The organism is Clostridium aceticum, from assembly GCF_001042715.1.
GTDB classification, from domain to species: domain Bacteria; phylum Bacillota; class Clostridia; order Peptostreptococcales; family Natronincolaceae; genus Andreesenella; species Andreesenella acetica.
Window position 1 is genome coordinate 1,004,715 of sequence record NZ_CP009687.1, and the last position, 26,911, is coordinate 1,031,625.

Annotated in this window: 23 protein-coding genes and 1 riboswitch; of the genes, 22 read left to right on the top strand and 1 reads right to left on the bottom strand. The window is 34.3% G+C overall.

Annotated features, from left to right (window positions below):
- Positions 1–74: 74 nt before the first annotated feature.
- Positions 75–785, top strand: coding sequence for a PrsW family intramembrane metalloprotease (locus tag CACET_RS04585; protein ID WP_044823420.1), 711 nt, complete (start codon positions 75–77; stop codon positions 783–785).
- A gap of 28 nt (positions 786–813) precedes the next feature.
- Here CACET_RS04585 and CACET_RS04590 read toward each other — a convergent pair whose 3' ends face one another.
- Positions 814–1,293 carry a hypothetical protein gene (locus CACET_RS04590; RefSeq protein WP_044823419.1) on the bottom strand — a complete coding sequence of 160 codons (480 nt, stop codon included), beginning with the start codon at positions 1,291–1,293 and terminating at the stop codon, positions 814–816.
- Between the two features lie 223 nt (positions 1,294–1,516).
- Here CACET_RS04590 and ytxJ point away from each other — a divergent pair, with 223 nt between their 5' ends.
- The 21 genes from ytxJ to CACET_RS04695 all read left to right on the top strand — a co-directional run bounded on the left by ytxJ (position 1,517) and on the right by CACET_RS04695 (position 26,361).
- Positions 1,517–1,873, top strand: a complete 357-nt coding sequence (ytxJ, locus tag CACET_RS04595; protein WP_044823418.1) for a bacillithiol system redox-active protein YtxJ — start codon at positions 1,517–1,519, stop codon at positions 1,871–1,873.
- Positions 1,874–1,959: 86 nt separating this feature from the next.
- The gene (lepB, locus tag CACET_RS04600) at positions 1,960–2,523 is read left to right on the top strand and encodes a signal peptidase I (protein WP_044823417.1); all 564 of its coding nucleotides are present in this window, start codon (positions 1,960–1,962) and stop codon (positions 2,521–2,523) included.
- A gap of 143 nt (positions 2,524–2,666) precedes the next feature.
- Positions 2,667–3,095: a CBS domain-containing protein gene (locus CACET_RS04605; RefSeq protein WP_044823416.1), complete on the top strand. Its 429-nt coding sequence runs from the start codon at positions 2,667–2,669 to the stop codon at positions 3,093–3,095.
- 274 nt (positions 3,096–3,369) lie between these two features.
- Positions 3,370–3,642, top strand: a complete 273-nt coding sequence (locus CACET_RS04610) for an HPr family phosphocarrier protein (protein WP_044823415.1) — start codon at positions 3,370–3,372, stop codon at positions 3,640–3,642.
- A 95-nt stretch (positions 3,643–3,737) separates the two neighbouring features.
- Positions 3,738–5,435 (top strand): nucleoside kinase, encoded by a 1,698-nt coding sequence (locus CACET_RS04615; protein WP_082058092.1) that lies wholly within the window; start codon positions 3,738–3,740, stop codon positions 5,433–5,435.
- Between the two features lie 335 nt (positions 5,436–5,770).
- Positions 5,771–6,250 (top strand): DUF456 domain-containing protein, encoded by a 480-nt coding sequence (locus CACET_RS04620; protein ID WP_044823414.1) that lies wholly within the window; start codon positions 5,771–5,773, stop codon positions 6,248–6,250.
- A gap of 10 nt (positions 6,251–6,260) precedes the next feature.
- Complete coding sequence (locus CACET_RS04625; protein ID WP_044823413.1) at positions 6,261–7,172, top strand: DMT family transporter; 912 nt, start codon at positions 6,261–6,263, stop codon at positions 7,170–7,172.
- Positions 7,173–7,411: 239 nt separating this feature from the next.
- Positions 7,412–7,960, top strand: a complete 549-nt coding sequence (gene lepB / locus CACET_RS04630) for a signal peptidase I (protein WP_044823412.1) — start codon at positions 7,412–7,414, stop codon at positions 7,958–7,960.
- A 69-nt stretch (positions 7,961–8,029) separates the two neighbouring features.
- Positions 8,030–9,166 carry a tRNA epoxyqueuosine(34) reductase QueG gene (gene queG / locus CACET_RS04635; RefSeq protein WP_044823411.1) on the top strand — a complete coding sequence of 379 codons (1,137 nt, stop codon included), beginning with the start codon at positions 8,030–8,032 and terminating at the stop codon, positions 9,164–9,166.
- 81 nt (positions 9,167–9,247) lie between these two features.
- Positions 9,248–11,590 carry a Lon protease family protein gene (locus tag CACET_RS04640; RefSeq protein WP_044823410.1) on the top strand — a complete coding sequence of 781 codons (2,343 nt, stop codon included), beginning with the start codon at positions 9,248–9,250 and terminating at the stop codon, positions 11,588–11,590.
- A 294-nt stretch (positions 11,591–11,884) separates the two neighbouring features.
- Entirely contained in the window at positions 11,885–13,072 is a 1,188-nt protein-coding gene (locus CACET_RS04645) for a glycine C-acetyltransferase (protein ID WP_044823409.1), read from the top strand.
- 166 nt (positions 13,073–13,238) lie between these two features.
- On the top strand, positions 13,239–14,354 hold the full coding sequence (locus CACET_RS04650; RefSeq protein ID WP_044823408.1) for an efflux RND transporter periplasmic adaptor subunit: 1,116 nt from the start codon (positions 13,239–13,241) through the stop codon (positions 14,352–14,354).
- Positions 14,341–17,394, top strand: a complete 3,054-nt coding sequence (locus CACET_RS04655; RefSeq protein WP_044823407.1) for an efflux RND transporter permease subunit — start codon at positions 14,341–14,343, stop codon at positions 17,392–17,394. The genes CACET_RS04650 and CACET_RS04655 overlap by 14 nt, the downstream gene beginning before the upstream one ends.
- A gap of 86 nt (positions 17,395–17,480) precedes the next feature.
- Positions 17,481–17,762: a DUF503 domain-containing protein gene (locus CACET_RS04660; protein ID WP_044823406.1), complete on the top strand. Its 282-nt coding sequence runs from the start codon at positions 17,481–17,483 to the stop codon at positions 17,760–17,762.
- A gap of 45 nt (positions 17,763–17,807) precedes the next feature.
- Positions 17,808–18,428, top strand: coding sequence for an endonuclease III (nth, locus tag CACET_RS04665; RefSeq protein ID WP_044823405.1), 621 nt, complete (start codon positions 17,808–17,810; stop codon positions 18,426–18,428).
- Between the two features lie 141 nt (positions 18,429–18,569).
- Complete coding sequence (locus tag CACET_RS04670; protein ID WP_044823404.1) at positions 18,570–20,528, top strand: cell division protein FtsA; 1,959 nt, start codon at positions 18,570–18,572, stop codon at positions 20,526–20,528.
- 133 nt (positions 20,529–20,661) lie between these two features.
- A complete protein-coding gene (locus CACET_RS04675) occupies positions 20,662–22,179 on the top strand; it encodes a VanW family protein (RefSeq protein ID WP_044823403.1) in 1,518 nt (505 codons plus the stop codon).
- 160 nt (positions 22,180–22,339) lie between these two features.
- A complete protein-coding gene (locus CACET_RS04680; RefSeq protein WP_044823402.1) occupies positions 22,340–23,035 on the top strand; it encodes a DUF2225 domain-containing protein in 696 nt (231 codons plus the stop codon).
- Positions 23,028–23,564, top strand: a complete 537-nt coding sequence (locus CACET_RS21070; RefSeq protein WP_044823401.1) for a methylated-DNA--[protein]-cysteine S-methyltransferase — start codon at positions 23,028–23,030, stop codon at positions 23,562–23,564. Before CACET_RS04680 ends, CACET_RS21070 begins: the two co-directional genes overlap by 8 nt.
- Before the next feature lie 281 nt (positions 23,565–23,845).
- Positions 23,846–25,147: a lipase family alpha/beta hydrolase gene (locus CACET_RS04690; RefSeq protein ID WP_044823400.1), complete on the top strand. Its 1,302-nt coding sequence runs from the start codon at positions 23,846–23,848 to the stop codon at positions 25,145–25,147.
- 125 nt (positions 25,148–25,272) lie between these two features.
- Positions 25,273–26,361, top strand: a complete 1,089-nt coding sequence (locus CACET_RS04695) for a CAP domain-containing protein (RefSeq protein WP_052661225.1) — start codon at positions 25,273–25,275, stop codon at positions 26,359–26,361.
- 299 nt (positions 26,362–26,660) lie between these two features.
- Positions 26,661–26,839: riboswitch (cobalamin riboswitch) on the top strand.
- Positions 26,840–26,911 lie beyond the last annotated feature (72 nt).

Below are 26,911 nucleotides of genomic sequence, written 5' to 3' on the forward strand. Positions count from 1 at the left end.
ATATTTGGATAGATGATTTGTTTTATAAAATACTATATAAATAACATACTATGTAGTCTAGGAAGGAGAAAACTATGGTTACAAGATTATTTGTTATTGCAGTTACACCTAGTATTGCTATTGCAATAGGACTATATTTAACAGATAGATATGATAGAGAACCACTGTCTTTGCTTGCAAAGGTATTTGTCTTAGGTGCTCTATCGGTTATTCCAGTACTGGTTGTACAAAGGCTTCTACTAAGTATTAATATATTTGCTGGTTTATTAGGAATTGCCTTTGTTTCTTTTATTGTAGCGGGCTTAACAGAAGAATATTTTAAAAGAGCAGTGGTTTTATATACTGCTTATCGCAGTAAACATTTCAATGAAAAACTAGATGGGATTATTTACTGTGGGTTTTCAGCCCTTGGATTTGCCACAGTTGAAAATATTATGTATGTAGTTTTTAGATTTAGCAGTAATTATTATGTAGGCATTATGAGAGGAATTTTATCTGTTCCAGCCCATATACTTTTTGCAGTAACAATGGGTTATTACCTTTCTCTAGCGAAATATACTGAAGAAGAAGAAGTGAAAAGAAAATATTTTCAAAGATCTTTATATATTCCTGCGATATTTCATGGATTATTTAATTTTATTTTAATGGCCCAAATACCTCTACTAATGGTTTTATTTATTCCCTACGTCATTTATTTGTGGAGATTAAACTTAATAAGATTGAACCAATACACAAAACATAGTAGAGATCAGTTCAATCGAATTATAGAAGATGAAGATCAGTAAACAAAAAAAACGACATATAGTCGTTTTTTTATCGTTCACCAGCTATAATTCTTACAATATCCTTTAATTCAGAATTGTTAGGAATCGTAAAGGTGCCGGATTTAAGTTTCAGTAATAAGTCTAATTCTTCAGCAGTTTTAATAAAGTCGTTGGAGCTCTCAATTACACCATTATCTAATAGAATTGTTGCAATGCCAGAGGCAGGCGTTCCTGACGGGATCGTGAAGACTTTGTCTTCTACTACTGCTGGTTCTACTGGTTCTACTGGTTCTGTTGATTCTGCGCTATTTTCCTCAAATTCTTCCTCAGCTTCTTCTTCAATTTCTTGAGAGATTTCTAATTTTTCTTCTTGAAGGATCTCAGGGGAAGAGTCAATAGCTATTGCAGTACTATTACTGTCAAACCAATCTCCTAAGTTAAAAACCACTACACCAACCATAAGAGAAGCAATAACAACAGCTATAAAAACATCGCTAAAATCATGGAGTAAATCTTTAATTTTTTCCATTTGTTTACCACCTTTGATTAAGTAATTATGTATTAAGCATATCACAAGTATGATCAACTTTTCAATAAAAGTATGAATGTAAATATTAACACAATTATTTAGAAGTATTTAAATATATTACATAATATTTGCTTTAGCAGTTATAATATGACTAAAATGATAATATACAATTAGTAAAATCAACAAAAAATACAATAGGGATTATTTTAGGGGAGGGTAAATCATGTCAAGGCGTATAAAAAAAATTACTACAGTAGAAGATTTAGATAAGATAGTGAAAAAGTCTAAGAAAAAGCCTGTTTTCATTTTTAAGCACGATATTACTTTATCTGAAAGTGAGGAAGCATATCAACAATACATTGAGTTTATAGAAGAAAATGAAGAAGATGTTTTATTTTGTATGGTGGATGTTAGAGAATATGTAGAGGTCTCGGAGGCGGTAGAAGAAATATTAGAAATTAACCATGAGGCACCACAGCTTATGTTGATCATGGAGGAAGAGGTTGTATGGGATGATCAACAAAATAATATTACTTCAGATAACTTAATTGAGGTGGTAAACGAATTTATTTCTATATAAAGTAATTTTATTTAGTTGCTTTAAAAATACCACAGTGTTAAAATAATTAAAGGGATTTCTTGCAAAGTAGAACAGGGGGACAAAGGATGAAAAAAGAAATTATTGAGTGGATTAAAACCATTGTGTTATCACTAGTGATTGCACTAATTATAACAACTTTTATAAAGCCAACCATCGTAAAAAACTACTCTATGATACCAACACTAGACGAAAATAACTTTTTGATAGTAAATCGTTTGTTGTATAAGCAAGGCACACCAAGTCGTGGAGATATTATCGTGTTTCGTTCTCCACTGAAAACTCCTGCTGGAAAGGATAAATTACTAATTAAAAGAGTAATTGCCCTACCAGGGGAAGAGATTGTAATAAGTGATGGCAGCGTATTTATTAATGGAGAATACTTAGAGGAACCTTATTTAGTGGATTCGTATACGGAGGGTAGCATAGATGCAGTGATCCCAGAAGGAAAGATATTTGCTATGGGTGATAACCGAGGGAATAGCTTGGATAGTAGAGATGATATACTAGGATTAGTAGATATGGAAGATGTGATTGGAAAAGCTTTTTTACGCTTATATCCGCTAAATAGAATAGGATTTTTAACTACGTATCTTCCAATTAAAAGTGCTTCTATAATTGCATTAAATTAACAAAGTTTTATAGGAGGCTAGACTTATAAAAATCTTCTAAATTGCAAAATATATAGATATACGCCTGTGAATTTTAATCTATCAAATTTTAAGTTTAAGGCATATGGCTGTATATTGAAAAAAGTTGAGGAGGTTGTTATGAGATGAAAGTAAGAGATATTATGACAAGTCATGTTTCAGCTTCAAGTGCAAATGCTAGTATTGATGAAATAGCAAGAAAAATGAAGGAACTAAATGTAGGATCTATTCCTATATGTGATAATCAAAACCATATTATAGGCATTGTAACTGATAGAGATATCGTGGTAAGAGGGATTGTTGATGGATTTAGAGTTTCCGACAATATAGACAAAGTAATGTCAAAGGAACTAATCTTTGTTTCGCCTGATACTCATGCCCATGAAGCAGCGAGAATTATGGCACAAAATCAGATTAGAAGGCTGCCAGTTGTTGAAAATGGAAAGCTAGTAGGTCTTGTGGCTATAGGCGATTTAGCAGTTAGAAATATTTATGTTGATGATGCAGGAAAAGCTTTAAGTGATATTTCTTTACCAAGTCGGCCTATGATGTAGTCTTATGTTTTCTAAAATGTTCCCAGTACATATTGCTGGGAACATTTTTTGTGATAGCTTTGCTATTGAAGGTGTATAAAAAAATTTCTAAGGTAAAAATATACTTAAGAGTTTTATAAAGCTAATTTGAAAAAATAGAATTGCTTTTGATAGTATATACTAAAACATTAAAATAAAAAAATAGAAAAAAAGTACATATTACCATTTAAAATAGTTTCTAAGCGTATACTAGTAGAAATGGAAACTTTATAAAAGACAAAAAGGAGAGAGATTGATGTTGGAAAAACTAGTAATGGTTAAAAATAAGTCTGGAATTCATGCTAGACCTGCAGGCAAATTAGTTAAGGAAGCTTCTAAGTTTAAGTCAGACATTTTTATTGTAAAAAGTGATAGTGAATTTAATGCTAAGAGTATCATGAATGTTATGAGCATGGGTGCAAAAATGGGAGAAAATGTACTTATCAAGGTATCTGGTGAAGATGAAAAGGAAGCTTTTGATGCTATTATAGATTTAATTGAAAGAGGTTTTGACGATTTTGATGAGTAGTAATTTTTTTAATTTATTAGGAAAAAAAGGTATATAATATGTTGTAGAGAATAATATGAATAGGTCTAAAAAATTTCTATAGGGGGACACTTTCCATGGGAAGTAAAAAGCTGCAGAACGATATATCCATCACGATAAATGAGCAAGGTCCATATAAATACGAAAGAGGCATCTCATTAGAAGAGATTTCAAAGGATTTTCAGCACAATGTAAAGTATTTAATTGTTGCTGCTCTTGTAGATAATGAACTAAAAGAATTAAAGTATACGCTAGATGAAGATTGTGAAGTGAAATTTATTGATTTATGTTCTTCTATTGGTTCTAGAATCTATCAAAGGAGTTTGGCTTTTGTATTTATTAGAGCATGTTTAGAAATTTTTTCAAGCTGTAAAGTTTCAGTAGAACACTCTATCAGCAAAGGATTATATTGTGAGGTGCACTATAAAAGGCCAATAAATGCCGAAGATGTAGAGAGAATCCAACAAAGAATGCAAGAAATTATTGAAGAAGACGTTGTCTTCGAAAAAAGCAGGATTCCACTAGACGAAGCAAAAGATATTTTTAGAGATTATGGACAAATGGGTAAGGTAAGATTACTAAAATATAGAGAAAAGCCTTATATTAACATTTACCAATGTGGATGGTTGAAAAACTACTTTTATGGTTACATGGTGCCTTCTACAGGATATTTAAAAGATTTTAAATTACATTATTATGCCCCAGGTGTTGTTTTGCAATTTCCAAGGTTTGAAGATCAAGGGCAAGTTCCAGACTTTCAAGAACATCCAAAATTATTTAAGGTATTTAGAGAAAGTGAAAAATGGGGGGAAATTTTAGAAATTGATTATGTTGCATCTTTAAATGATCTTATAGTTACTCAAAAAGAAGGAGAATTTATTAGAATTGCTGAGGCATTACATGAAAAGAAAATTGCAAAGATAGCCGATAGCATTACAGAAAATATTAAAGAAAAACGTGTTGTTTTAATCGCAGGTCCTTCATCCTCTGGAAAAACAACTTTTGCTCAACGTTTGATGATTCAGTTAAAGGTAAATGGTATCAAACCTATTGCTATTTCTCTCGATGATTACTTTGTAGATCGTGAAAATACACCTTTAGATGAAGAGGGCCAGTATGATTTTGAATCTCTTTATGCAATTGATTTAAAACTATTTAATAGAGACTTGGAAAGAATACTTAGCGGCGAGGAAGTAGAAATACCTACCTTCAATTTTCATACAGGCAAAAGAGAGTATCGTGGGCATAAGATTCAGATTCAAGCTGACCAACCTATCATATTAGAAGGAATTCATGCTTTAAACGATCAGTTAACTGCTGCTATTTCTAAGAACAACAAATTTAAGATATATATTAGTGCTCTAACACAATTGAATGTAGATGAGCATAATAGAATTCCTACCACCGACACTAGATTAGTAAGACGAATCGTCAGAGATAGTAAATTCCGTTCTAATGATGCAGAAACTACTTTAGCTATGTGGTCATCTGTAAGACGCGGAGAAGAAAAAAACATTTTTCCTTTTCAAGAGGAAGCAGATACTATGTTTAACTCTGCACTGTTTTATGAATTAAGCTTACTAAAAAAGTATGCAGAGCCTTTGTTGAGGCAAGTGCATAATACAAGTACTTACTATTCAGAAGCCAAGAGATTATTAAAATTCTTAAATTATTTTATATCGTTAGAAAATGAAGAGGATATACCAAAAACCTCTATCTTGAGAGAGTTTATAGGGGGCAGCAGTTTTCATAAAGAAGAAAAAAAAGAAGACTAACAGCAGGGAGTTAGGGAGATTTTCCTTATCTCCCATTTTTTAAAATTTTTATTCTGTAGGAAAAATTTGTTCTAAATTGCAAAGAAAATGTAGTAAATAATATTAGGATAACATAGCGTTAACTTAAACCATAATTTGTCATCCTGAGGGAAGCAAAGCGGCGTCGAAGGATCTTAGTAGTAGCAAAAATCTTCGTTATTCCAAGATCCTTCGCTACACTCAGGATGACATTTGGAGAGAATTTTGGTAATAATTGTGTTAAGTTAACGCCTATGATTAGGATATTAAAGGATTTTCAGCAGGTGGCTAGAATTAATAAAGATAGGTGATTGAGAATGGAAAATACATTAATGGTTATTAGTTTTGTTCTTATCATATTAGGTGTTATGGGAATTTTTTTGCCAATTCTGCCAGGACCTATACTGGTATTGGTGGGGATTGTATTGTATGGATTTGTTACAGACTTTGCTGTGATCTCCTTATACTGGATCGTATTATTTTCCATTTTAACTTTTATCACCATAGTAGTAGATTATTTAGCATCTTTTATGACAGCTAAAAAATTTAATGTATCCTCTTGGGGAATGATAGGTATGTTTATAGGAGGATTTTCAGGACTTGTTATCCTAAATGTTGTAGGGTTGATTATTGGTCAAGTGGTGGGCTTGACACTGGGAGAACTTTTATCTGGAAGAGAATGGAAAGAATCTATAAAGGCTGGCGGTGCAGGTGTTATTGCCTACTTTGTTAGTCTTGTGGTGAAGTTATTGATAACAGCTATTGTCGTTGGAATTTTTATTTATCTTATACGATAAGGAGAAAAAAATGGAGAATAAAGAAAATATGTATAGGGTCCATGTGTTATTATTTATTGCAGTAATAGGTGTTTCTTTTTCTGCAATACTTATTAAAAATACAGCAGCCCCTGCTAGCATTATTGCTATGTATAGGATGCTGATTACTTTTTTTCTCTTTCTTCCAGTTGCCCTCATAAAAGGGAAAAAGGAGATACAAGAACTTGTTAGAAAAGATTTTTTGCTTTGCTGTGTTAGTGGATTGTTTTTGGCGCTTCACTTTATTACTTGGATGACTTCCCTAAAGTATACGACAGTGGTATCTTCAACAGTGCTTGTAGGGTTACAACCTATCTTTACCGCAATCATTGGATACATGCTATTTAAAGAAAGGTTAAGTAAAAAAGGATTTCTGGGAATGTTGATGGCTATTGGTGGTAGTAGCATGATGGGCTTTTTAAGCTTTCATGCTGGGAGAGGCCATTTATATGGAAATATTTTAGCTCTTTTAGGTGCTTTTTTTGGTGCATTGTATATTATTATAGGGAGAGGCATAAGAAAAAAGATATCTACACTAACCTATGGGTTCATTGCCTATGGTACTTGCAGCTTATTTTTAGTGATAATGAATATAGTACTAAAACTTCCTTTTACAGGCTATACGCCTAAAGATTATACTTTGTTTTTCGGAATGGCAGTTTTATGTACTATTGGTGGACATACAATTTTTAACTGGGCCTTGAAGTATATTGAAGCCAATAAAATAGCCACCACCATGTTGGGGGAACCAGTAGGAGCCACTTTTTTAGCTGTTTTGCTTTTAAAAGAAATTCCTAGTTTGGGGCAAATCCTCAGTGGTATTTTCATATTATCAGGACTCTACATCTTTATGGGTACCGACAAAGAAAAGACAGAGCCTCTGGTTACCTACAGTGAAGGATAGGTATACGCTCAGGATGATAGTTTAAAAGAAATTTGGTAATAATTGTATTAATCTAACGCCTATGATAACTGAAATTAGTTATAATAGTTCTACTTTTGTATGTGAAATAAGTAACAAGATAGTGTATAATTAAAGTAACTTATCTAGATTATCTAAACTACTTTTGTAGCAGCCTCATTTACCTCTTTTGTGGTCAACTTCAGTTATAAGTGCCTATCAATAATTTAGGAAGTGATAGTATGAAAAGCATCAATTCTCGTTACTATAACTTACTGAAAAAGATCATAATTACCTTAGGGCTTTTTTTAGTCATGGACACCTTTATACTTGGTATAGCTAATGTAGAGGGAGATTCTATGCATCCTACTTTAAACACCTCCGATAGAGTCATCTTTTTAAAACTTCCTTATTTTCGTAGAAATATAAAAAGAGGGGACATTGTTATATTTTCTCCCCCTGAAAGCTTAGGCAGAGAAGATGAATTCTTCGTTAAAAGAGTAGTGGCGGTAGAGCAGGATATGTATATTATACAAAATGGTGTTTTGGGGATTAATGATACAGAAGTGTTTGAAGATTATATTTGTCCGGAAGATTATATAGACAAAGATTATTGTTATATAGAGGGTATTGTACCTGAAGATAAACTTTTTGTTTTAGGAGATAATAGAAATAACAGCAATGATAGTAGAAGATTTTGTTGTATAGGAAAAAGACTTGTTAAAGGTAGGGCAATACTAAGAATATGGCCGCTAAATGAAATAACAACTTTTAGTAATCCTTATAATTAACCTCAGTCACCCTTGCTAATGTGGTGACTGAGGTTGTTTTTAGAATCTGCTTGAAAGGGATGTATTAGAGTGAAGCTAAAAGATCAAATCAAAGATTATGGAAAATCCATCGGTATAGACCTACTAGGTTTTACAAGTGCTAATGCTTTTGAAGAGATAAGAAGCATCTTAGAAAAGAGAGAAGCGTTAGGACATCTTTCTGGTTTTGAAGAAAAAGATATAGAACTTCGTATTGATCCTAAGAAAACCATGACAGATGCTAAATCAATTCTTGTGATAGGGTTGTCCTATTACAATGAAAATATTAAAAAGAGCGAAAATCACGAAACAGAATTTTCTGGTGTGCTAGCCAGAACAGCTTGGGGGAAGGATTATCATTACGTTTTAAAGGAGAAGTTAGAAGAAATTGCTGCCTTTATTCAGAAGCAAGACAAAGACTTTCAGTATAAGATTTTTGTAGATACGGGACCTCTAGTGGATCGACAGGTGGCCTATAGAGCTGGTCTAGGGTGGTATGGATACAATTCTCTTCTAATTAATGAAAAATATGGTTCTTGGTTTTTCATAGGTTACATGCTGAATAATATAGCTTTTGAAGAAGACAAGCCATTAACAAACAAAAACTGCCAAGGGTGTAATCTATGCATAAAACATTGTCCTAAAGGAGCCATAGAAGGTCCTTATGGGTTTCATGCTAAAAAATGTGTATCTAATTTACTACAGCAAAAAGAAGATATTGATGAAGAAGACAGAAAGATTCTAGGAAAAAACCTTTATGGCTGTGATATCTGTCAAAGTGTTTGTCCCCACAATAAAAAAGCAGTATTGATGACGGAAGGTGATTTTGCACCTCAAGTGGTTTCTCCTACACCAGATCTAATAGAAATACTTTATATGTCTAATAAGGCTTTTAAAGAAACCTATGGAACAACTTCAGCAGGATGGAGGGGCAAGAGGACTCTTCAAAGAAATGCAATTATTGCTCTGGCAAACAATGGAGATAAAAAAGCAATACCTCATTTACTACCTTTATTAGAAGATGATAGGCCTGAAATAAGACGATATGGAATATGGGCAATTTTTCAACTAGACCCCTTCACCGGCAAAGAAATTTCCAAGGAAATGAAGAAAAAAGAGCAGGATGAGAAGGTACTCAATACAATAGAGGATTGCCTTAATAAAATATTTTCCTCTAAAAACCAATAGATTTTTTCTTTATAGTAGAATATCACCTTCTTTTTGAATAGTATGTTAGTGAAGGTGATTTGCTGTAAAGGAGGGACCTATATGAAAAAATACCCTGAGCTAACCTATAAGCATGTTAAAAGATATTGTGCTACTGAAGACTTTGACTTTAAAACAACAGAAGAAATAGAGGCTTTGAAGGGAATCATAGGACAAAAAAAGGGAGAAGCTTCTATGACCTTTGGCTTGGAAATTGATAACCCCAGTTATAATATTTACATTGGCGGCAACAAGGGAACCGGTAGAACTACCTATACTAAGAAGATTATCAGAGAAATTGCTAAAACAAAGCCTGAACCTGACGATTGGTGTTATGTCTATAGTTTTGAAAACAATGGCAAGGTGGTAGCATTGAACCTACCAGCTGGTAGAGGCAAAGAGTTTCAAAAGGATATGGATGAGCTTATAGAAGACCTATTAACACAAGTGCCTCAAGCTTTTAATAGTGAAGATTATGATCGGAAAAAAAATGAGATTATCACAGATTATCAAGAACAAAAAAATAAATTATTATTATATCTAACAGAATTTGCTGAGAAAAAGGGGTTTAGCATAAAAAGTACCAGCACTGGATTTGTATTTGTTCCTTTAGAAAGTGGAGAAGAAATGACCGATGAGGACATTAAACAATTAGACAAAGAAGAAACCCAAAAACTAGAAGAACAACTTCAAGAAATCCAAAAAACTGCCCTAGATGTTCTTGGAAAATTAAAAAATCTAGAACGTATTGCAAAAAAGAAATTATTGCAATTGGAAATGAGGGTAGGGTTGTTCGTTGTAAAACCTCTAATTCATGAGCTAGTAGAAAAATACCCTCAGTGTCAGAAGATCGTAGAACATTGCTATAAAGTAGAAAAAGACTTGATAGAAAATATCGGAAATTTTATTGAGGAAGAGGAAGAAGAAGAAGCTATAGCAGTAAAGAAAAAAGAAATTGAAGCTTTCGTTAAAAAATACAAAGTGAACCTACTGGTAAACAACAGCAGTATAGAAGGAGCACCTGTAATTATTGAATTTAATCCTACCGTCAACAAATTAATTGGTAAAATCGAATATGAAAATGTTAATGGTATATTAAAAACTGACTTTCTCCATATTAAACCAGGTGCTATTCACTTGGCTAATGGAGGTTATTTAGTATTAGAAGCAAAACAGTTATTAAGTAACCCTCATGCGTGGGAAACTCTAAAGAGAGTACTTCATACAAAAGAAGTTACTATAGAAAATATGGGTAATCAATTAGTAGATGTAGCTTCTCTAAAGTTAGAGGCTATTCCAATAGATTTGAAAATTATTTTAATTGGCAGTGAAGAACTGTATCATCTATTATATCAGTACGACGAAGATTTTCAAAAATACTTTAAGATTTTTGTAGATTTTAATAGCGAAATGCAAAGAACACTTGAGCATGAGAAAGAAATGGCGGCTTTTATAAGCTCCTATGTAAAGTGTGCAGAAATGAAACATTTTGATGTCTCAGGTGTGGCTAGGATAATAGAGTATAGTTCTAGACTAACAGAGAACCAAAACAAGTTGACAACAAGGTTCAATAAAATTATAGATGTGATCACAGAGGCTAACCAATGGGCAAAATTAGATAACAGTTTGTTGGTAACAGGTGAACACGTGGACAAAGCTATACATGAAAAATGGTGTCGACTCAATAAATATCAAAATAGAGTTGAGGAAATGTTTGAAGCAGAGAAAATTTTAATCGATATAGAGGGGAAAAAAATTGGTGTTATTAATGGATTATCAGTAATTAGCTTAGGGGAATATACTTTTGGCAAACCCAGTGTTATTACTGTCACCACTGCTGTAGGAAAGGAAGGAATCGTAAATATTGAAAGGGAAGTAAATCTAAGCGGAGATATTTACGATAAGGGAGTAATGATTTTAACAGGTTTTTTGATGCAAAACTTTGCACAAAACACCAACTTAAGTATTTCAGCCCGTATTTGCTTTGAACAATCTTATGGAGGTGTAGATGGAGATAGTGCATCTAGTGCAGAATTATATGCGTTATTATCAAGCTTAGCAGGAATTCCCATAAAACAACATATTGCTGTAACTGGCTCTGTAAATCAAAGGGGATATATACAGCCTGTAGGAGGTGTTACTGAAAAAGTAGAAGGATTTTATAGATTATGTAAAAAAAGAGGACTTACAAAAAACCAAGGGGTAATGATTCCATATCAAAATATTGAAAATCTAATGTTATGTGACGAGTTGGTGGAAGCCATAAAAAAAGGTGAATTTCATATTTATGCTATAAAGCATATCAATGAAGGTATAGAAATTATGACAGACGAAAACTATGAAAAAGTATATGAAGAAGTAAGGAAAAAAGTAAAATATTTTAACAAAGTTGTAAATGAAGATTAATACAGATTTTCAATTCTTTAAGCCTCAATATTTTGAGGTTTTTTTTTCTTTGTTTTAAATCTTAAGTAGTGGGGAAAAATGAAAATATTATAATTTTTAATTAAATAATAAATATAGATAAGTAAGTTCAAACTTTAATTTTGATATACACGGTCTACGGTTTCGCCCCAAAACCGTGGGCTGCAAATGTAGCCCTTAGTATATCAAAATTAAGTCCTGATGTTGTTTATCTATAACTTAAGCACGTACTTGAAGTTTTGTCAAACAGATATGAATAATGAGGAGGGTACTATCGTGTCAAATGTACATGAATTAAATTTTCTTAAAGAAAAGATACAAGAACTTAAAAATGATGGTGTGTATAGAAAACTGCCAATCTTAGAAGGAGCCAATGAAGCAGAAGTTATTTTAAATGGAAAGAAGGTTATTAACCTGTCTTCTAACAACTATTTAGGATTTGCCAATCATCCAAAACTGAAAAAAGCTTCTATAGAGGCTGTAGAAAAGTATGGGGTTGGAGCTGGGGCAGTGAGAACCATTATAGGAAACATGGATATTCATGAAGCTTTGGAGGAATTGTTAGCAGAGTTTAAGAGGGAAGAGGCTGTCATGGTATTTCAATCAGGATTTAACTGCAATGCTGGGACGATTCAAGCCGTTACAGAAAAAGGTGATTTAATTGTTTCTGATGAATTAAATCATGCCAGTATTATCGATGGAGCTAGACTAAGTAAAGCAGACAAAACTGTTTTTAAGCATGCAGATATGAATCATTTAGAAAAAGTTTTAAAAGAAAATAGAGATAAATATAGAAATATTCTTATCATTACAGATGGGGTATTTAGTATGGATGGAGATATTGCTCCTCTACCAGAAATTGTTGAATTAGCAGAAAAATATAGTGCAATGACCTATGTTGATGATGCCCATGGTTCAGGGGTGCTAGGAGAAAGTGGTAGAGGAACCATTGATCATTTCGGTCTTCATGGGAGAGTAGATTTTACCATTGGTACTTTATCTAAAGCTATCGGTGTAATAGGAGGTTATGTAGCGGGCAGCAGTACAATGAAGGATTGGTTAAGCCATAGAGGAAGACCATTACTATTTAGCACCTCCTTACCACCGGCAGCAGTAGGAGCCATCATGGAGGCTGTAAGACTTCTGATGAGCACAACAGAATATACAGACCGGCTTTGGGATAATGCAAAATATTTTAAGGAAAAAATTAGCCAACTAGGTTTTGATATAGGAAAAAGTGCTACCCCTATCACACCAGTGATTATAGGAGAAGAAGGAAAAACTATGGAATTTAGCAAGAAATTATTTGAAAATGGTGTTTTTGTGTCTGGGATTGTATTTCCAACAGTACCAAAAGGCACCGGAAGAACCCGCTGTATGGTAACAGCAGGTCATACAAAAGAACAATTAGATCGTGCTGTAGAGATCTTTAGAAAAGTTGGAGAGGAAATGAAAATTTTATAAATAGCTTCAGTGCTATAATACGCTGAAATATTTGCTCTGAGTCTATTCGTTTTTGTTTGAAATAACTAGAAGAAAGTAAAAGCGACCTTCGTTTAAAACTCCAAGAAATTGCACATATTAAGTTGGTAACAATTTATAATGATGTAATTACTTGGAGGTTTTTTTTATGTGTAAAAAGTTTTTGAAAATCGTGGCGATAGTAGCGATTATCTATATATGTTTAGTTGCGTGTAATCAAGCAAAAAGGGGTGAGGAAGAAAGAAGAGTAGCCGTTGAAGTTACTACAGTGAAAAGCAACAGTATTGCTGAAGAAGTGATGTTAGGCTCCAAGCTTCTGCCGATAAATAATGTAATGATTTTTCCTAAAACTCCTGGACTAGAAGTAACAAAGTTAGCAGTAGAGGTTGGTGATACAGTAAAGAAGGGGGATTTTTTATTTGAACTAGACAAAACGCCCGTTAGACGACAAGTAGAAATAGCTAGAAGAGCCTATGAACAGGCACAAAAAAATCATCGAAGCGTAAAACAGCAGTTAGAAAGTCATCAGCAATCTACCTCAGCTGATCTTCCCGTAGGGATCATGAGAGGTTATCAGGCCCAGATGTTGCCTTCTACTGCACCAGAAAACACTTTAGCGATGGCGGAGGCTCAATTAGAGGAAGCCAGGACAGCCTATGCCACTAGCCTAGAAGGGTTACAGGAAATGGAGTACTATGCACCTATAGAAGGAGTTGTTGTACAAAATAGTCTTCAAAAGAATCAAATGGTTCTCAACACACAACCGGCACTAGTCATCAGTGATACAAGTCAATTAAAAGTTGACTTACATGTATCTCAAAATCTATATCATAGTTTTTACCTAGGGAAAGAAGTGCTTCTACAGGTGGGAGATCTTCAAACCATAGGTAAGGTAGCTGTTGTTAATGAGGTAGCAGACTTAAAAACGAATTTGCACTATGTACAAATTCTGATAGACAATTCAGAAGAAGATTTATTAGCAGGTTCTTTTTGTAGAATAAGAGTTCAGAGACAACAAAAAGATGATGCGGTGGTTATTCCTAAAGAAGCAGTTTTTTTTGAAGAAAACAATCCTATGATTTATACAATAAAGCATCAGCAGGCTGTAAAAAAACAAGTACAGCTAGGTATTGATGCAGGGGAATTTGTGGAAGTGATCAGTGGAGTAGAGGAGGGGGAGGAAATTATCATAAAAGGACAACATTATATCGATGAAAACACTTTATTAATAATTGTAAGAGGTGATGGGGATGAAGATATCTAAATGGGCTGTTACAAAACCCATATCTGTACTAATGCTGATCGCTATGATCCTCTTACTAGGTGCTGTGTCTCTTGTAAGACTTCCAATGGACCTGTTACCTAAGATGAATATTCCTATAGCAGTAATCAATACCCAATATATTGGTGCTGGACCTTATGAAATAGAAAATCTTGTTACAAAGCCTATCGAAGAAGCAGTTGCCATCGTACATAATGTAAAAAATATTCACTCAACCTCTATGGAGAATACTTCTATGGTGACGATAGAATTTAATCAAGGTACAGATATGGATCTAGCAACATTAGAGATTCGAGAAAAAATAGACTTAGTAAAAAACTATTTGCCAGAGGATGTTATACAGCCCATCGTGCTTAAGGTTGATCCCAATGCTTTGCCTATCATGATTTTTAGTGTAATGGGTGACCACCTAGAAAAACTGCAGGAAGTGGTGGAGTATAGAATTAAACCCCGGTTAGAAAGGCTAGAGGGAGTAGCTTCCATAGGGATAAGCGGCGGAAGAAGGAAGGTGGTAGATATAAAGATTGACCCCCTTCGGTTGGCAATGCAAGGGATTACACAACAGCAATTAGTCGCTTTATTAAGAGGAGAAAATATTAATCTTCCAGGTGGAGAAATTATAGAAGGTGCAAAAACTTTAACCGTAAGAACAGTAGCAGAATTTCAGAGTATTGAAGAGATTAAGGCATTGCCTATTCCCTTGCCAACAGGTACAACAGTGAAATTAGAAGATTTAGCAGAAATTGACTTTAAAGAGGAGGAGGTAAAACAAATCTCTAAGATCAATGGTACCCCTAGTATCCGAGTGACTATACAAAAACAGCCTACCTTTAATACGATCCAAGTGACAAATAATGTATATAGGGAAATCGAAGAACTACAAGATGAACTAACAAACATTGATATAGCAACGGTGATGGACCAGTCCCAATTTATCAGGAGATCTATAAGTAATGTAGGAAAAACAGCAGCTTTTGGAGGACTGCTGGCAGTTTGTATACTGTATTTATTTATGAAAAGTTTAAAAAACACCTTGGTGATTGGTTTGTCTATTCCTATTTCTATTATTGCTACTTTTACACTGATGTATTTTTCAGGTGTTACGCTGAACCTATTATCACTAGGAGGGTTTGCCCTAGGGGTGGGTATGTTGGTAGATAACGGTATCGTTGTGTTAGAAAATATTTACCGTTTTAGAGAAGAGGGATATTCTGCCAAAGAAGCCGCAATCAATGGTGCACAAGAGGTCTCTATGGCTGTAGCAGCTTCTACATTCACAACGCTGGCTGTATTTTTGCCAATTGTTTTTGTAGAAGGAATGACAGGAGAAATTTTTAAGGAGCTAGCTTTAACCGTAACTTTTTCTTTATTGGCTTCCTTAGGGGTATCTTTAACACTTGTACCTATGCTGGCTTCTAAAACAATAAAACCCAATGACACCTCTTCTAATAGGGTTTTTGATAGAATTGAAGAAGGGTTTAATAAAATAAATACGTTTTATAAGAATCTTCTGGAGTGGAGTTTAGTGCATCGAAGTATGGTTTTAGCACTATCGGTTTTTATTTTTTTATTTTCCATGCTTTCTATACTATGGGTAGGAGCTGAATATTTTCCTGAGTTTGATGAAGGAACCTTTATGATTCATGCTACTTTGCCTGATGGCAGCAGTCTAAAGGAATCTGAAGCTATAGCTATGAGGGTAGAAAAAATTCTTCAAGACTACGAAGATATAGAAATAATTTTTACCAGTATAGGTGGTGGAGATAACTACTTTGGCAACCATAGTGGTAGAACAAACCGGATATCCATTGATGTAAGACTAAAGCCTTTAAAAGAACGTGGGGAGGAAACGCTTTATATTATGGATAAAATTCGTGGAGATCTGAATCAAATTGCCGGTGCAAATATAACGATATCTAATGTTTCATTGGTGGGTATGGGTTTTGGGGGCGATGCAGTGGAAATAGAGATCAAAGGGGATGATATAGAAACCCTTAGAAACCTATCTAAAGACTTTATTGAAAAGACTAAAAGGGTTGAAGGGACAAGAGAAGTGGTATCAAACTTTACTGAAGGCAGACCTCAATTAGAGCTTTACATAAATAGAGATATTGCACTTCCTTATGGATTACAAGCGATACAGATAGCTAGTACCGTAAGAAACCTTATTCATGGTGCGACGGCAACAAGATTTAGGGTCAATGGCAGAGAATATGATATAGTAATTCGAGGAGAAAACTATCTACGAGAGGGAGTCGGAAATTTTTTGCAAACTCCAGTTCAAATAGTGACAGGAGAAATATTTCCGTTAGAGCATTTCGTAGAGGATAGAGTTTCCCAAGGTCCAAATGCTATAAGAAGATCCAATCAAGTTCGTTCTATTACTGTGAAGGCTGCTATTATAGATCGAGATTTAAACAGTGTTGTAAAGGATATCGAAAGGGAGCTAGAGGTATATCCCTTACCAGCAGGGTATAGCTACCAGTTTAAGGGGCAAAAAGAGGCTCTTGAGGAGGCATATTCCAGCCTTGTTTTGGCTGTTGTCTTAGCAATTTTACTGGTGTATATGATATTAGCTACACAATTTCAGTCTTTGCTGCATCCCTTTACTATTATGTTATCGGTACCATTGGCTTTTTCCGGAGGAGCACTAGGACTATTGGTTCGAGGTATACCTCTAAGTGTTCCTGCTATTATTGGTGCCATCGTTTTGTCAGGTATTGTCGTAAATAATGGCATTGTTTTGATTGACTATATTAACATTTTACGAGAAAATAAAAAGGAACAAAAAGAAGCAATTTTAATAGCGGGTACCACCAGACTAAGGCCTATCATGATGACGACTTTAACGACAGTTTTAGGGTTGCTGCCATTAGCCCTAGGTGCTAGCGAAGGTTCAGAAGTACAAATGCCCTTAGCAACTACCGTTATAGGAGGACTGTTACTGTCCACGCCTTTAACCTTGATTGTTTTACCGGTAGTCTATGCTATGCTTGATGACCTGCGTTCTGGTAGCCAATAAAGGACAAAGGATGTATCATATATTAGTGACTTGCCATATATATTTAGAAGAGGGATGAATAAACTAATCATAGGGGACGTGAGAAAATGCTGGTAGGAGTTTGTTCCATGAAGGTTTTTATGTATGAAGTAAGTTCATTAAAAGGAAAGAGACAGATTATTAAAAGTATAATAGAGAGAGTAAAGGGGAAGTTTAATGTGTCTATTGCAGAAGTCGGTAATCAAGACAAATGGCAAATTGCGGAAATCGGTTTTTGTTGTATAACCAATAGTAGAAAACATGCAGATGCTATGCTGAATAGTGTAATACATTTTATTGAGATGGATGGAAGATTAGATATTACAGAATGTCAGGTGGAGATACTATAGACAGATGAAAAACTAATGAAAAACAACAGGGAGCGAAGGCTACAAATGAATAAAAAAATCAACGAGACCATAAAATTATTGAAGGAAGAATATCCTGATGCAAAATGCGAGTTAAACTATGCTACACCATTTCAACTATTGGTTGCTACAATTATGTCAGCACAAACGACAGATGTAAAAGTAAATGAAATAACAAAAGTACTTTTTCAAGAGTATCCTGATTTAGATCGTTTTCTTACGCTATCTCAAAATGAGCTAGAAAATAAAATAAAAAAGATTGGGCTATATAGAAATAAGGCAAAGAACATTCTCACCATGTGCCATCAGCTTAAAGATGATTTTGGGGGAGAAGTGCCTGCAACGCTAGAGGAGTTGATATCCCTAGCAGGAGTAGGAAGAAAAACTGCTAATGTTGTTTTGAGCAATGCTTTCAATATTCCTGCAATTGCAGTGGACACCCATGTATTCAGAGTTTCTAACAGGATAGGTTTAGTTCAGGCGAAGGATGTGCTGGAAACAGAAAAACAGTTGCAACGTATAGCCAACAAAGAGGATTGGAATTTACTACATCATCTATTAATTTTCCATGGTAGGAGATGTTGTAGTGCTAGAAAACCAAATTGTGCTGAATGTAAAATTCAGCAGCATTGTGACTTTTATCATTAAACCACCTAATTTCCTTCTAGGTGGTTTTTTATGTGCTAAAATAAATTTCGACATCTTTCTTTTTTTGAAAAAGGAGAATTGATGTTTAAGAGAGAATAAGTCATAATAAAAGAGAAGGATGCGTAGAAAGGATGTCGTACTATGGTATTTGTTCTAGATATTGGTACAAGAAGTATAGTGGGTCTCTTGGGGACTTTGCAGGAGGATAAAATAGTCATACACCATGGGGTCATCGAGTTTCATAAAAAAAGGGTGATGTACGATGGGCAAATCCATGATATTGAGGGTGTGGCAGAAGTAGTACAAAAAGTAAAAGAGCGGTTGGAGGCAGAGGCAGGCTTTTCTTTAAAAGAGGTTGCCCTAGCAGCTGCTGGTAGAGCACTAAAAACTTTTCCAATTACAATAGAAAAAGAACTGGATGAATATAAAGAAATCAATAGAGATTTTGTAAATACCATTGAAATAGAGGGAATACAGCAAGCTCAAAAGAAATTGGAAGAGACGTCTGAGGAATTGGTGAACTACTTTTGTGTAGGACATACAACTGTCAATTACTATTTAAATGACGGGATCATCACCAATCCAATAGGCCATAAAGGGAAAAAATTGAGTGCAGATATATTGGCTACTTTTTTGCCAAGAATTGTTGTAGATAGTTTGCATACTGTTATGAATAAAGTAGGATTGGAGGTAGGTTATCTTACTTTAGAACCAATTGCTGCTATTGAGGTAGCAGTTCCACAAAACTTACGCTTATTAAACATTGCTTTAGTAGATATTGGAGCCGGTACTTCTGATATAGCTATTACAAAAGATGGTACAGTAACTGCCTATGGTATGACTTCTACTGCTGGCGATGAGATTACTGAAGAGTTGGTAAAAAGCTTTTTGTTGGATTTTGATACTGCGGAAATACTAAAATGCAACCTCTGTAGAGAAGACCACCAGAGTTTTACTGATATTGTTGGCATTCCTTATGAGATCAGTACAGAAGAAGTACTGGAAAAAATCCAGCCGGCAATCCAACTGGTAGCAAGAGAGATCGCAGATAATATACTTCTTCAAAACGGGAAATCACCTAGTGTTGTGTTTTTAATAGGAGGAGGCAGCCAGCTTCCGGGCTTAAACAGAAGGATCGCTGAATATTTAGAGCTTCCTCAAGAAAGGGTGGTTGTTAGGGGAATCGATATGATACAAAATCTACAGTGGGACACTTCCACCAATATTAGCGGGCCAGAAGGGATTACCCCTATAGGTATATTAGCAAAGGCAGTAAAAAGTAAGTCTACAGATTTTATAGAAGTAAAGGTCAATAGCAAAAAAATTAGATTATTTAAAACAGAAAATTTAAAAGTAAGTGATGCACTAGCAGTTTTGAACTTTAACCCAAGAGATCTTATACCTAAAAAAGGCGATAACATAAAAATTACAGTGAATGGTCAAGAAAAAATTCTGTTTGGAGATTATGGAGAACCAGCAAAAATTCTAGTAAATAATAAGGAAGCACATTTAGATAAACATATAGAAAATCATGATGAGGTTACCATCCATCCTGCTACTGTGGGGAAGAAGGCCTCTAGTCAGTTACAGGAAATAATAAATATGGAAGAGTGTATTTATGTTAACTCCGAAGTGATTTATCGGTATCAAGAGGTCAACATCAATGGCAAGACAGCTTCACCACAAGACATTTTAAAAGAAGGAGATCAGTTAGTTTACCATCCAATAAAAGATATAAAAGATTTATGTGATTTTTTATCTATTGATTTTCAAGAACACGATATTTATATAGATGGTAAGAAAGTGAAGTATGATGATGGGCTAGATAGTGGGAAACAAATTATCATAGATAGAAAAAAACTCAGAGAAAAAATCAATCAAGAAAAAAAAACGCTGGATTTTATTTATAATGGTGAACCCTTAAAAATTAGTACAGATAAAGAAAGCTTAATATTTGTGGATATCTTTAATTATATTGACTTTGACCGGACAGTGGTAAAGGGAAAATTAATACTAAAACATAATGGACAAGATGCTAATTATACAGACCCTCTAAAGGAGGGAGATACTATCTCCGTATATTGGGAGGAGTTTCAATAATAGCACATATTTAAACAGTAGCACTAATAGGATTAAAATATATTTCAGATTTCTAAAGATTTATTAAAATTTTTAAAAATTGTATTGTATGCTGTGTGTTAGGTAAAGTATAATTGCATCAGGGAGTGATATTATGGAGCCAGCTGTTGTAAAATCAAAAAAGAAAAAAGTAATATTTGGAGTAATAGGGATATTATTTCTGACAAGTTTTGTAGCTATAGCTACCTTAGCTTTTTTTATCTTAAATAAAAACACTATTTACCCCCAAATACTTATTGAAGGTATTGATGTAAGTAATTTAACAAAACAAGAAGCACAAAAAAAGTTGGAAAATATGTATGAAAAACAGCTTGAAGACTTTAAGGTGGATTTAGTTTATGAAAATTATAGTCAACAATTGGCATATACCGACTTAGACTATACCTACCTATATGAGGAAGCAATAGAAGAAGCTTATGATTTAGGCAGGAAAGGCAATCCATTGAATAGAATAAAGGATATTTATTCTTTAAAGCAACAGGCTACTATAATACCATTGAAATTTACTTATGATGTAGAGGGATTAGAAACGATTCTTTTAACCATTGAAGAGCATATCAATCAAGAACCAAAAGATGCTACGATTAAGCGACAAAATGGTGTGTTTTATACTACCAAGGAAGTCGTAGGTATAAAGGTGGACCGAGAGGCCTTAAAAGAAAAAATAATGGTGGCTGTTGACAACTTTGGGCAAGAAGCTATTGTGATCCCAACGGAATACATTGCTCCAAAAATTCTTCAAGAGAAGTTGAACAATATACAAGAAGTTGTAGGAGAATTTAGTACCACCTTTAATCGTCAACAGCAGGGAAGAAGTGAAAACATATCTATAGCTTCTAATAGTATTAATGGATCACTATTAATGCCATCAGAAGAACTTTCCTTCAATGAAAAAACTGGTCCAAGAGGTGTATCCGAGGGATATCAAGAAGCTCCTGTAATAGTAAATGGGCAGCTGGTACCGGGAATTGGAGGAGGTATTTGTCAAGTATCCACAACTTTATATAATGCTGTAGTGCGGGCAAACTTAGAAATAACAAGCAGGAGAAATCATAGCTTGCCGGTGGCCTATGTGCCATTAGGACAGGATGCAACGGTATCTTATAATCATATAGACTTTAAGTTTACGAATAACATGGAAAATCCCATCTATATAGAAAGTATTATATCTGGCAATCGGGTGTTTGTAAGAATTTATGGAAAAAAAGAAAGCAATATTGTGATTAGCTTAGCCTCCGAGACAACAGAAGAAATAGAGCCTAAAACAGAGGTTAAGAGTGATGTCAATATGTATGTTGGAGAGAGGAAGGTTGAAAGGGAAGCCAAAAAAGGATATAGAGTAAATACTTATAAGGTATATTCTCAAAATGGAAAAGAAATAAAAAGAGAATTGATTTCCAGAGATTATTATACACCAGTGAATGGTGTTGTTATTGAAGGAACAAAGCCTAAATCTGTGATGGAAACAGAAAAAACTACAGAAGAGACACCACCTAAGCAGGAGACGCCACCTAAGCAAGAGACACCACCTAAGCAAGAGACACCACCTAAACAAGAAACACCACCTAAACAAGAGGAAGTTATCACAATAGATGATAATCAACCAATATAATAAATATGAAAACCTCATCGACTGGATGGGGTTTTTATATTTATTATATGTCTGATTTATTATATAATATTAAGGTGTAAGCTAATTCCTTTAAAGAAGATGAAAGCCTTAGAATTATTGTTTCGGATTAATAATATGTCATAAATATTGGAGGAAAAAAATGGAACACCTACTCTATGATAAGAACATCAGTTGTCCATGCTGCAGAAGACCCTTCACTACAAAAAAAGTAAGGACAAGAGCCTTAAAGGTGTTGGAGAGACATACGGATTTTTATGTACAGTATAAAGATATTAACCCTATCTACTACTATATATGGGTATGCCCCCATTGTGGTTTTAGTGGTGGGGAAAGTGAATTCATAGAATTAAATAGAGAACAGAGAACAATATTGCAAGATAGTATAGTGAAAAAATGGAATTACAGAAACTATGGAGGTGTAAGAAGTATAGAAGAAGTAGAGGGAAGCTATAAATTAGCTCTTCTTGTTGCACAGCTGTTAAAAAAACCTAAAGGGTATATTGGAACCCTATGTTTAAGACTAGCATGGGTTTATCGTGAATGCAACGATGGGAAGGAAATCCAGTTTTTACAATATGCACTAAAGTCTTTAGAGGAAGCTTACCAGCAGGAAGTGCTTCCTGTGGGGGGGCTAGACGAGATATCGGCAGTTTATTTGGTAGGGGAACTACACAGGAAATTAGGAAATCCTCAAGAAGCTATTAAATGGTATAGTAAGGCTCTAGATCACCCTGATATTAAGACAAAACGACAAGTTCAACTGATGGCTAGAGAGCAATGGCGGTTAGCAAAAGAAGCACATCAAGTAGGAAAAGAGTGTGAGGCACATGATTAATCTCTATTATTGTAATAAAAAAGTACTAGACTATTCTTTGCATATAGCATCTAGCGAAAAAGGTGTAGTAGCTGTAGGACTTAGGGAGTCAAAAGAGGAGTTTTTACAAAGTCTTACAAAAGATTTTTCTAAGGCTCATATAACTTATAGTGAAGAGGTGAATCACCTGCCGCTGCAACAGTTAACAGAATATTTCCAAGGAAACAGAAAGAATTTTACTGTTCCTTTAGACTTAGTAGGAACGACTTTTCAAAACCAAGTATGGGGAGAACTTCTCCGTATTCCTTATGGTAAGGTGGTTGCTTATCAAGATATAGCTATAAGAATTGGAAATCCCAAGGCTGTGAGGGCTGTAGGAATGGCAAATAAAAAAAATAAAATTGCTATCATCGTGCCTTGTCACAGAGTGATTGGCATGAATAAAAAACTAGTTGGCTATGATGGGGGTTTGCATATAAAAGAGAAACTATTATCATTGGAAGGAATAAAGATTGTAGAAGAAAAAGTCATAATGAATTCCGTTAATTAAGACTTACAAATTAAATATCATATCACTAGAGAACCCACTCATTGTAGTGGGTTTTGATATATTCATGGTTAGATCATTGCTTACTGAACTATTTGTGTATTTTTCTCCCATAATGATGCATAAACTTATATTGGAGCTGTATTATATATAGATGTGTGCCCCTAAATTGTAATAGACTAAGGGCCACATTTGCAACCTAAGGTTTTGGGGAGAAACCGTAGACTGTGTATATTAGAATTTAACTTTAGAAGCATACATCTATAAAGATAGGAGGGGATATATTGCAAGATTCATCTAATAATCCTATTATCTTCATTCCAGGGTTCATGGGTTCTATGGGAGATGATATCATCTCTGGAACAGGCAGGTGGGGATTTGGGGTAGCTCGTTGGGTCTATGATCCATTTATAAAACAACTGCAAGAGATAAATTATCATCTGAATGAGAACTTGTTTATTTGTTACTATGATTGGCGAAAAAATAATGAAAGCACTGTAGAAGTGTACTTAAAACCTCTATTAAAACAAGTGAAAGAAAGATATCCTAACAAAAAGGTAGATTTAATTTGTCATAGTATGGGTGGAATCGTTGCAAGGGCGTATATACAAGGCAGAGGCTTTCAGCATGATGTAGATAAGTTAATTACGATAGCTACCCCCAACAAAGGTACTATAGAAGCCTATTACTTATGGTCTACAGGAAACTTGATGCCTAGCAAGAAGAGAAGTCATTTTTATAATTTTCTTACTAAGGGTTATATATGGATGATGCTAAGGCTAATGAATACCTCTTTAGGTTTAGAAAACCTTGCGACCATTCATAAAACTTTTCCAGCTTTAGGAGAATTAATTCCTTCCCTAGATTATGGAGACATATTATACTATGAAGATGGAAACGGGGAGTGGAAGACAGTCCCTAGGTATTATATGAAATATAGAAACAATTTATTAGACTATTTAAATGAAAGTGTATACCTGCTACAGCATAGGGTGGGAAAAGCTTATTGGATCGCTGGATATAATTATTCTACTGCTGAATACTTAATGGTAGATAAAGAAAAACTGAAGGAATATGAAGAAAGTATTTTAGATGTAGTAGAGACATTAGATGGAGATGGTACAGTAGCAATAAAAAGTGTAGCGTTAGAGGATTGTGAACACTGTTACTTGGAGGCGAGTCACCGGAATATTGTAGTAAGTGCTTATCCTTATATCAATAAGATTTATACCAATCAAACTACTGATTTACCAAAGAGGACTAGACCAGTAGAGGAAACGACATTACATATTTTGTTTACAGGAGCACTGAATATCTTAGTAGAAAAGGAAGAAGAAATAATTATAGATCTTCAAGGAGGAAAAGTATTTACTTCCTATAATTATATTTATGAAAAATATCCTAAAAATCACCAGTGGATTATACTACAAAATGTTCCTAAAGGAACCTATAGTGTGAGGGTAGATAATTATGAGGCAAAAAATATGCAGATTATAGTAATGGGAGAAGGATTAAAAGAAGCAGAGGAAGAAAAAGAGATAAAGGCATATCAACTTGGATATCAGTTTAGGTTTCAAATCGATTAAAGCAATTTTAAAAGATCATTCCTCTACATCATCTATAGAAGAGAACTTAATATAGTGTGATATAATAAAGAAAAAAGTGTCACTTATTATATTAAGGTAGAAAAACGTAAAGGAGATTTAAAATAATGAAGCTTATAAAAAGAATGATTATCATACTGAGTGTGTTGTGGTTGATAACCGTGGGAATAAGAATAAATCTGTTGCAGTCTAATAGCAGAATAACCAAATCTAATTGGCACTATACGAGCTTAGTAAAAAACAGTATTAAGCTGGAGAATGTTGAAGAGAGAATTATAAATGTTTTAATTAAGCCTTTTAATGACCATGTATTTAGACAAAATAAGCCTTCTGATAAAGATAATCAAGAGAAGTTTGCACTTTTAGATATAAGAATCGGTGACTCTGTAGAAACAGTACTAGAAAAACTAGGGCAACCGGCAAGACAAGATGCTAGTCAATATGGTTTTCAATGGTATATATATAACCAGGACTATTCAAAATATTTTCAAATAGGTATTCAACAGGATAAAGTAGTAGGGTTATATACAAACTCCCCTCTATGGCAGTCCAAAAGGGATATTCAAGTAGGAGCGGATAGAAAATATGTTGTGGATCTTTTAGGAAATCCTTTAGAGTATATCAAAAAGGCAAACACGATCTATTATTTAACGACTCCTGAGGAAAGTCATACTTATTTAATAGATAATTATTATGCAACTATTTTTTTTGACTTGCACAATGATCAAAAAGTAACTGCGATACAGCTGATAGAAAAGACCACTGAGGAAGCCTTACAGGGATTTTATGGAGGGATCCATCAGGAACTGGCAGATGCCTTTGAGAAACAGGTTTTTGACCTTGCCAACGCGACCAGAGCTAGATTCGGATTACCTCTTCTTCAGTGGGAAGAGAAAGCAGCCATAGCTGCAAGAAAGCATAGTAAAGATATGGCAATGAGAAATTATTTTGCCCACGAAAGCCCTAGTGGCATAGGACCTTCTGATCGAATAGAAAAAGAAGGTCTTGCATGGAGAAAATCAGGAGAAAATATAGCTGCCGGACAAACCTCCGCTATTTATGCTCATGAAAACTGGATGAACTCCTTAGGGCATAGGGAAAATATACTAGGAGACTTTGAAAGACTAGGGGTAGGAGTTTATTTTGGCGGTGAATATCGTATTTATTATACGCAGGAGTTCTATACGCCTTTGTAAAAATTATATATGCCAAAATTCTTTGATTCCGTTTCACTCCCCTCAGAATTTACATGTGTTACCTACACCACGATAAGTAAAAGTGTGATTCTGAGCACAGCGAAGAAGCTTAAGATCCTTCGGTCGTTACCTCCCTCAGGATGACAAAACAGGATGACAAAAATAGTATTTTCATAACAATGACAAATTATGGCTCAAGTTAGTGCCTTTGACAAGGTAATATGTTTAAAGTTTAACAATAATTTAAAAACAAGTTGCGACTTTAACTATATTTTGTTATCATAAAATTAAGGAAAAAAATTTTACAACTTATGTTTGGTGCTTTGTAAGCTTAATAGGGAAAATGGTGAAAGTCCATTACAGCCCCCGCTACTGTAAGTGAGGATGAAAACAGCAAATACCACTGGAATATTCTGGGAAGGTGCTGTAAGTAAAGAGAATCACGAGTCAGGAGACCTGCCAAACTTGTAACTAACCTTCGGTGGGAGGGGTGTATGTTAATCAATAAACTTTTGATTTTTAGCCCTTACACGATTGTAAGGGCTTTTAT

Bases quoted from the DNA above. Each gene is read 5' to 3' on its own strand.
- CACET_RS04585 (WP_044823420.1), top strand. From the start codon at position 75: ATGGTTACAAGATTATTTGTTATTGCAGTTACACCTAGTATTGCTATT.
- CACET_RS04590 (WP_044823419.1), bottom strand. From the start codon at position 1,293: ATGGAAAAAATTAAAGATTTACTCCATGATTTTAGCGATGTTTTTATA.
- ytxJ (WP_044823418.1), top strand. From the start codon at position 1,517: ATGTCAAGGCGTATAAAAAAAATTACTACAGTAGAAGATTTAGATAAG.
- lepB (WP_044823417.1), top strand. From the start codon at position 1,960: ATGAAAAAAGAAATTATTGAGTGGATTAAAACCATTGTGTTATCACTA.
- CACET_RS04605 (WP_044823416.1), top strand. From the start codon at position 2,667: ATGAAAGTAAGAGATATTATGACAAGTCATGTTTCAGCTTCAAGTGCA.
- CACET_RS04610 (WP_044823415.1), top strand. From the start codon at position 3,370: ATGTTGGAAAAACTAGTAATGGTTAAAAATAAGTCTGGAATTCATGCT.
- CACET_RS04615 (WP_082058092.1), top strand. From the start codon at position 3,738: ATGGGAAGTAAAAAGCTGCAGAACGATATATCCATCACGATAAATGAG.
- CACET_RS04620 (WP_044823414.1), top strand. From the start codon at position 5,771: ATGGAAAATACATTAATGGTTATTAGTTTTGTTCTTATCATATTAGGT.
- CACET_RS04625 (WP_044823413.1), top strand. From the start codon at position 6,261: ATGGAGAATAAAGAAAATATGTATAGGGTCCATGTGTTATTATTTATT.
- lepB (WP_044823412.1), top strand. From the start codon at position 7,412: ATGAAAAGCATCAATTCTCGTTACTATAACTTACTGAAAAAGATCATA.
- CACET_RS04640 (WP_044823410.1), top strand. From the start codon at position 9,248: ATGAAAAAATACCCTGAGCTAACCTATAAGCATGTTAAAAGATATTGT.
- CACET_RS04650 (WP_044823408.1), top strand. From the start codon at position 13,239: ATGTGTAAAAAGTTTTTGAAAATCGTGGCGATAGTAGCGATTATCTAT.
- CACET_RS04655 (WP_044823407.1), top strand. From the start codon at position 14,341: ATGAAGATATCTAAATGGGCTGTTACAAAACCCATATCTGTACTAATG.
- CACET_RS04660 (WP_044823406.1), top strand. From the start codon at position 17,481: ATGCTGGTAGGAGTTTGTTCCATGAAGGTTTTTATGTATGAAGTAAGT.
- nth (WP_044823405.1), top strand. From the start codon at position 17,808: ATGAATAAAAAAATCAACGAGACCATAAAATTATTGAAGGAAGAATAT.
- CACET_RS04670 (WP_044823404.1), top strand. From the start codon at position 18,570: ATGGTATTTGTTCTAGATATTGGTACAAGAAGTATAGTGGGTCTCTTG.
- CACET_RS04675 (WP_044823403.1), top strand. From the start codon at position 20,662: ATGGAGCCAGCTGTTGTAAAATCAAAAAAGAAAAAAGTAATATTTGGA.
- CACET_RS04680 (WP_044823402.1), top strand. From the start codon at position 22,340: ATGGAACACCTACTCTATGATAAGAACATCAGTTGTCCATGCTGCAGA.
- CACET_RS21070 (WP_044823401.1), top strand. From the start codon at position 23,028: ATGATTAATCTCTATTATTGTAATAAAAAAGTACTAGACTATTCTTTG.
- CACET_RS04695 (WP_052661225.1), top strand. From the start codon at position 25,273: ATGAAGCTTATAAAAAGAATGATTATCATACTGAGTGTGTTGTGGTTG.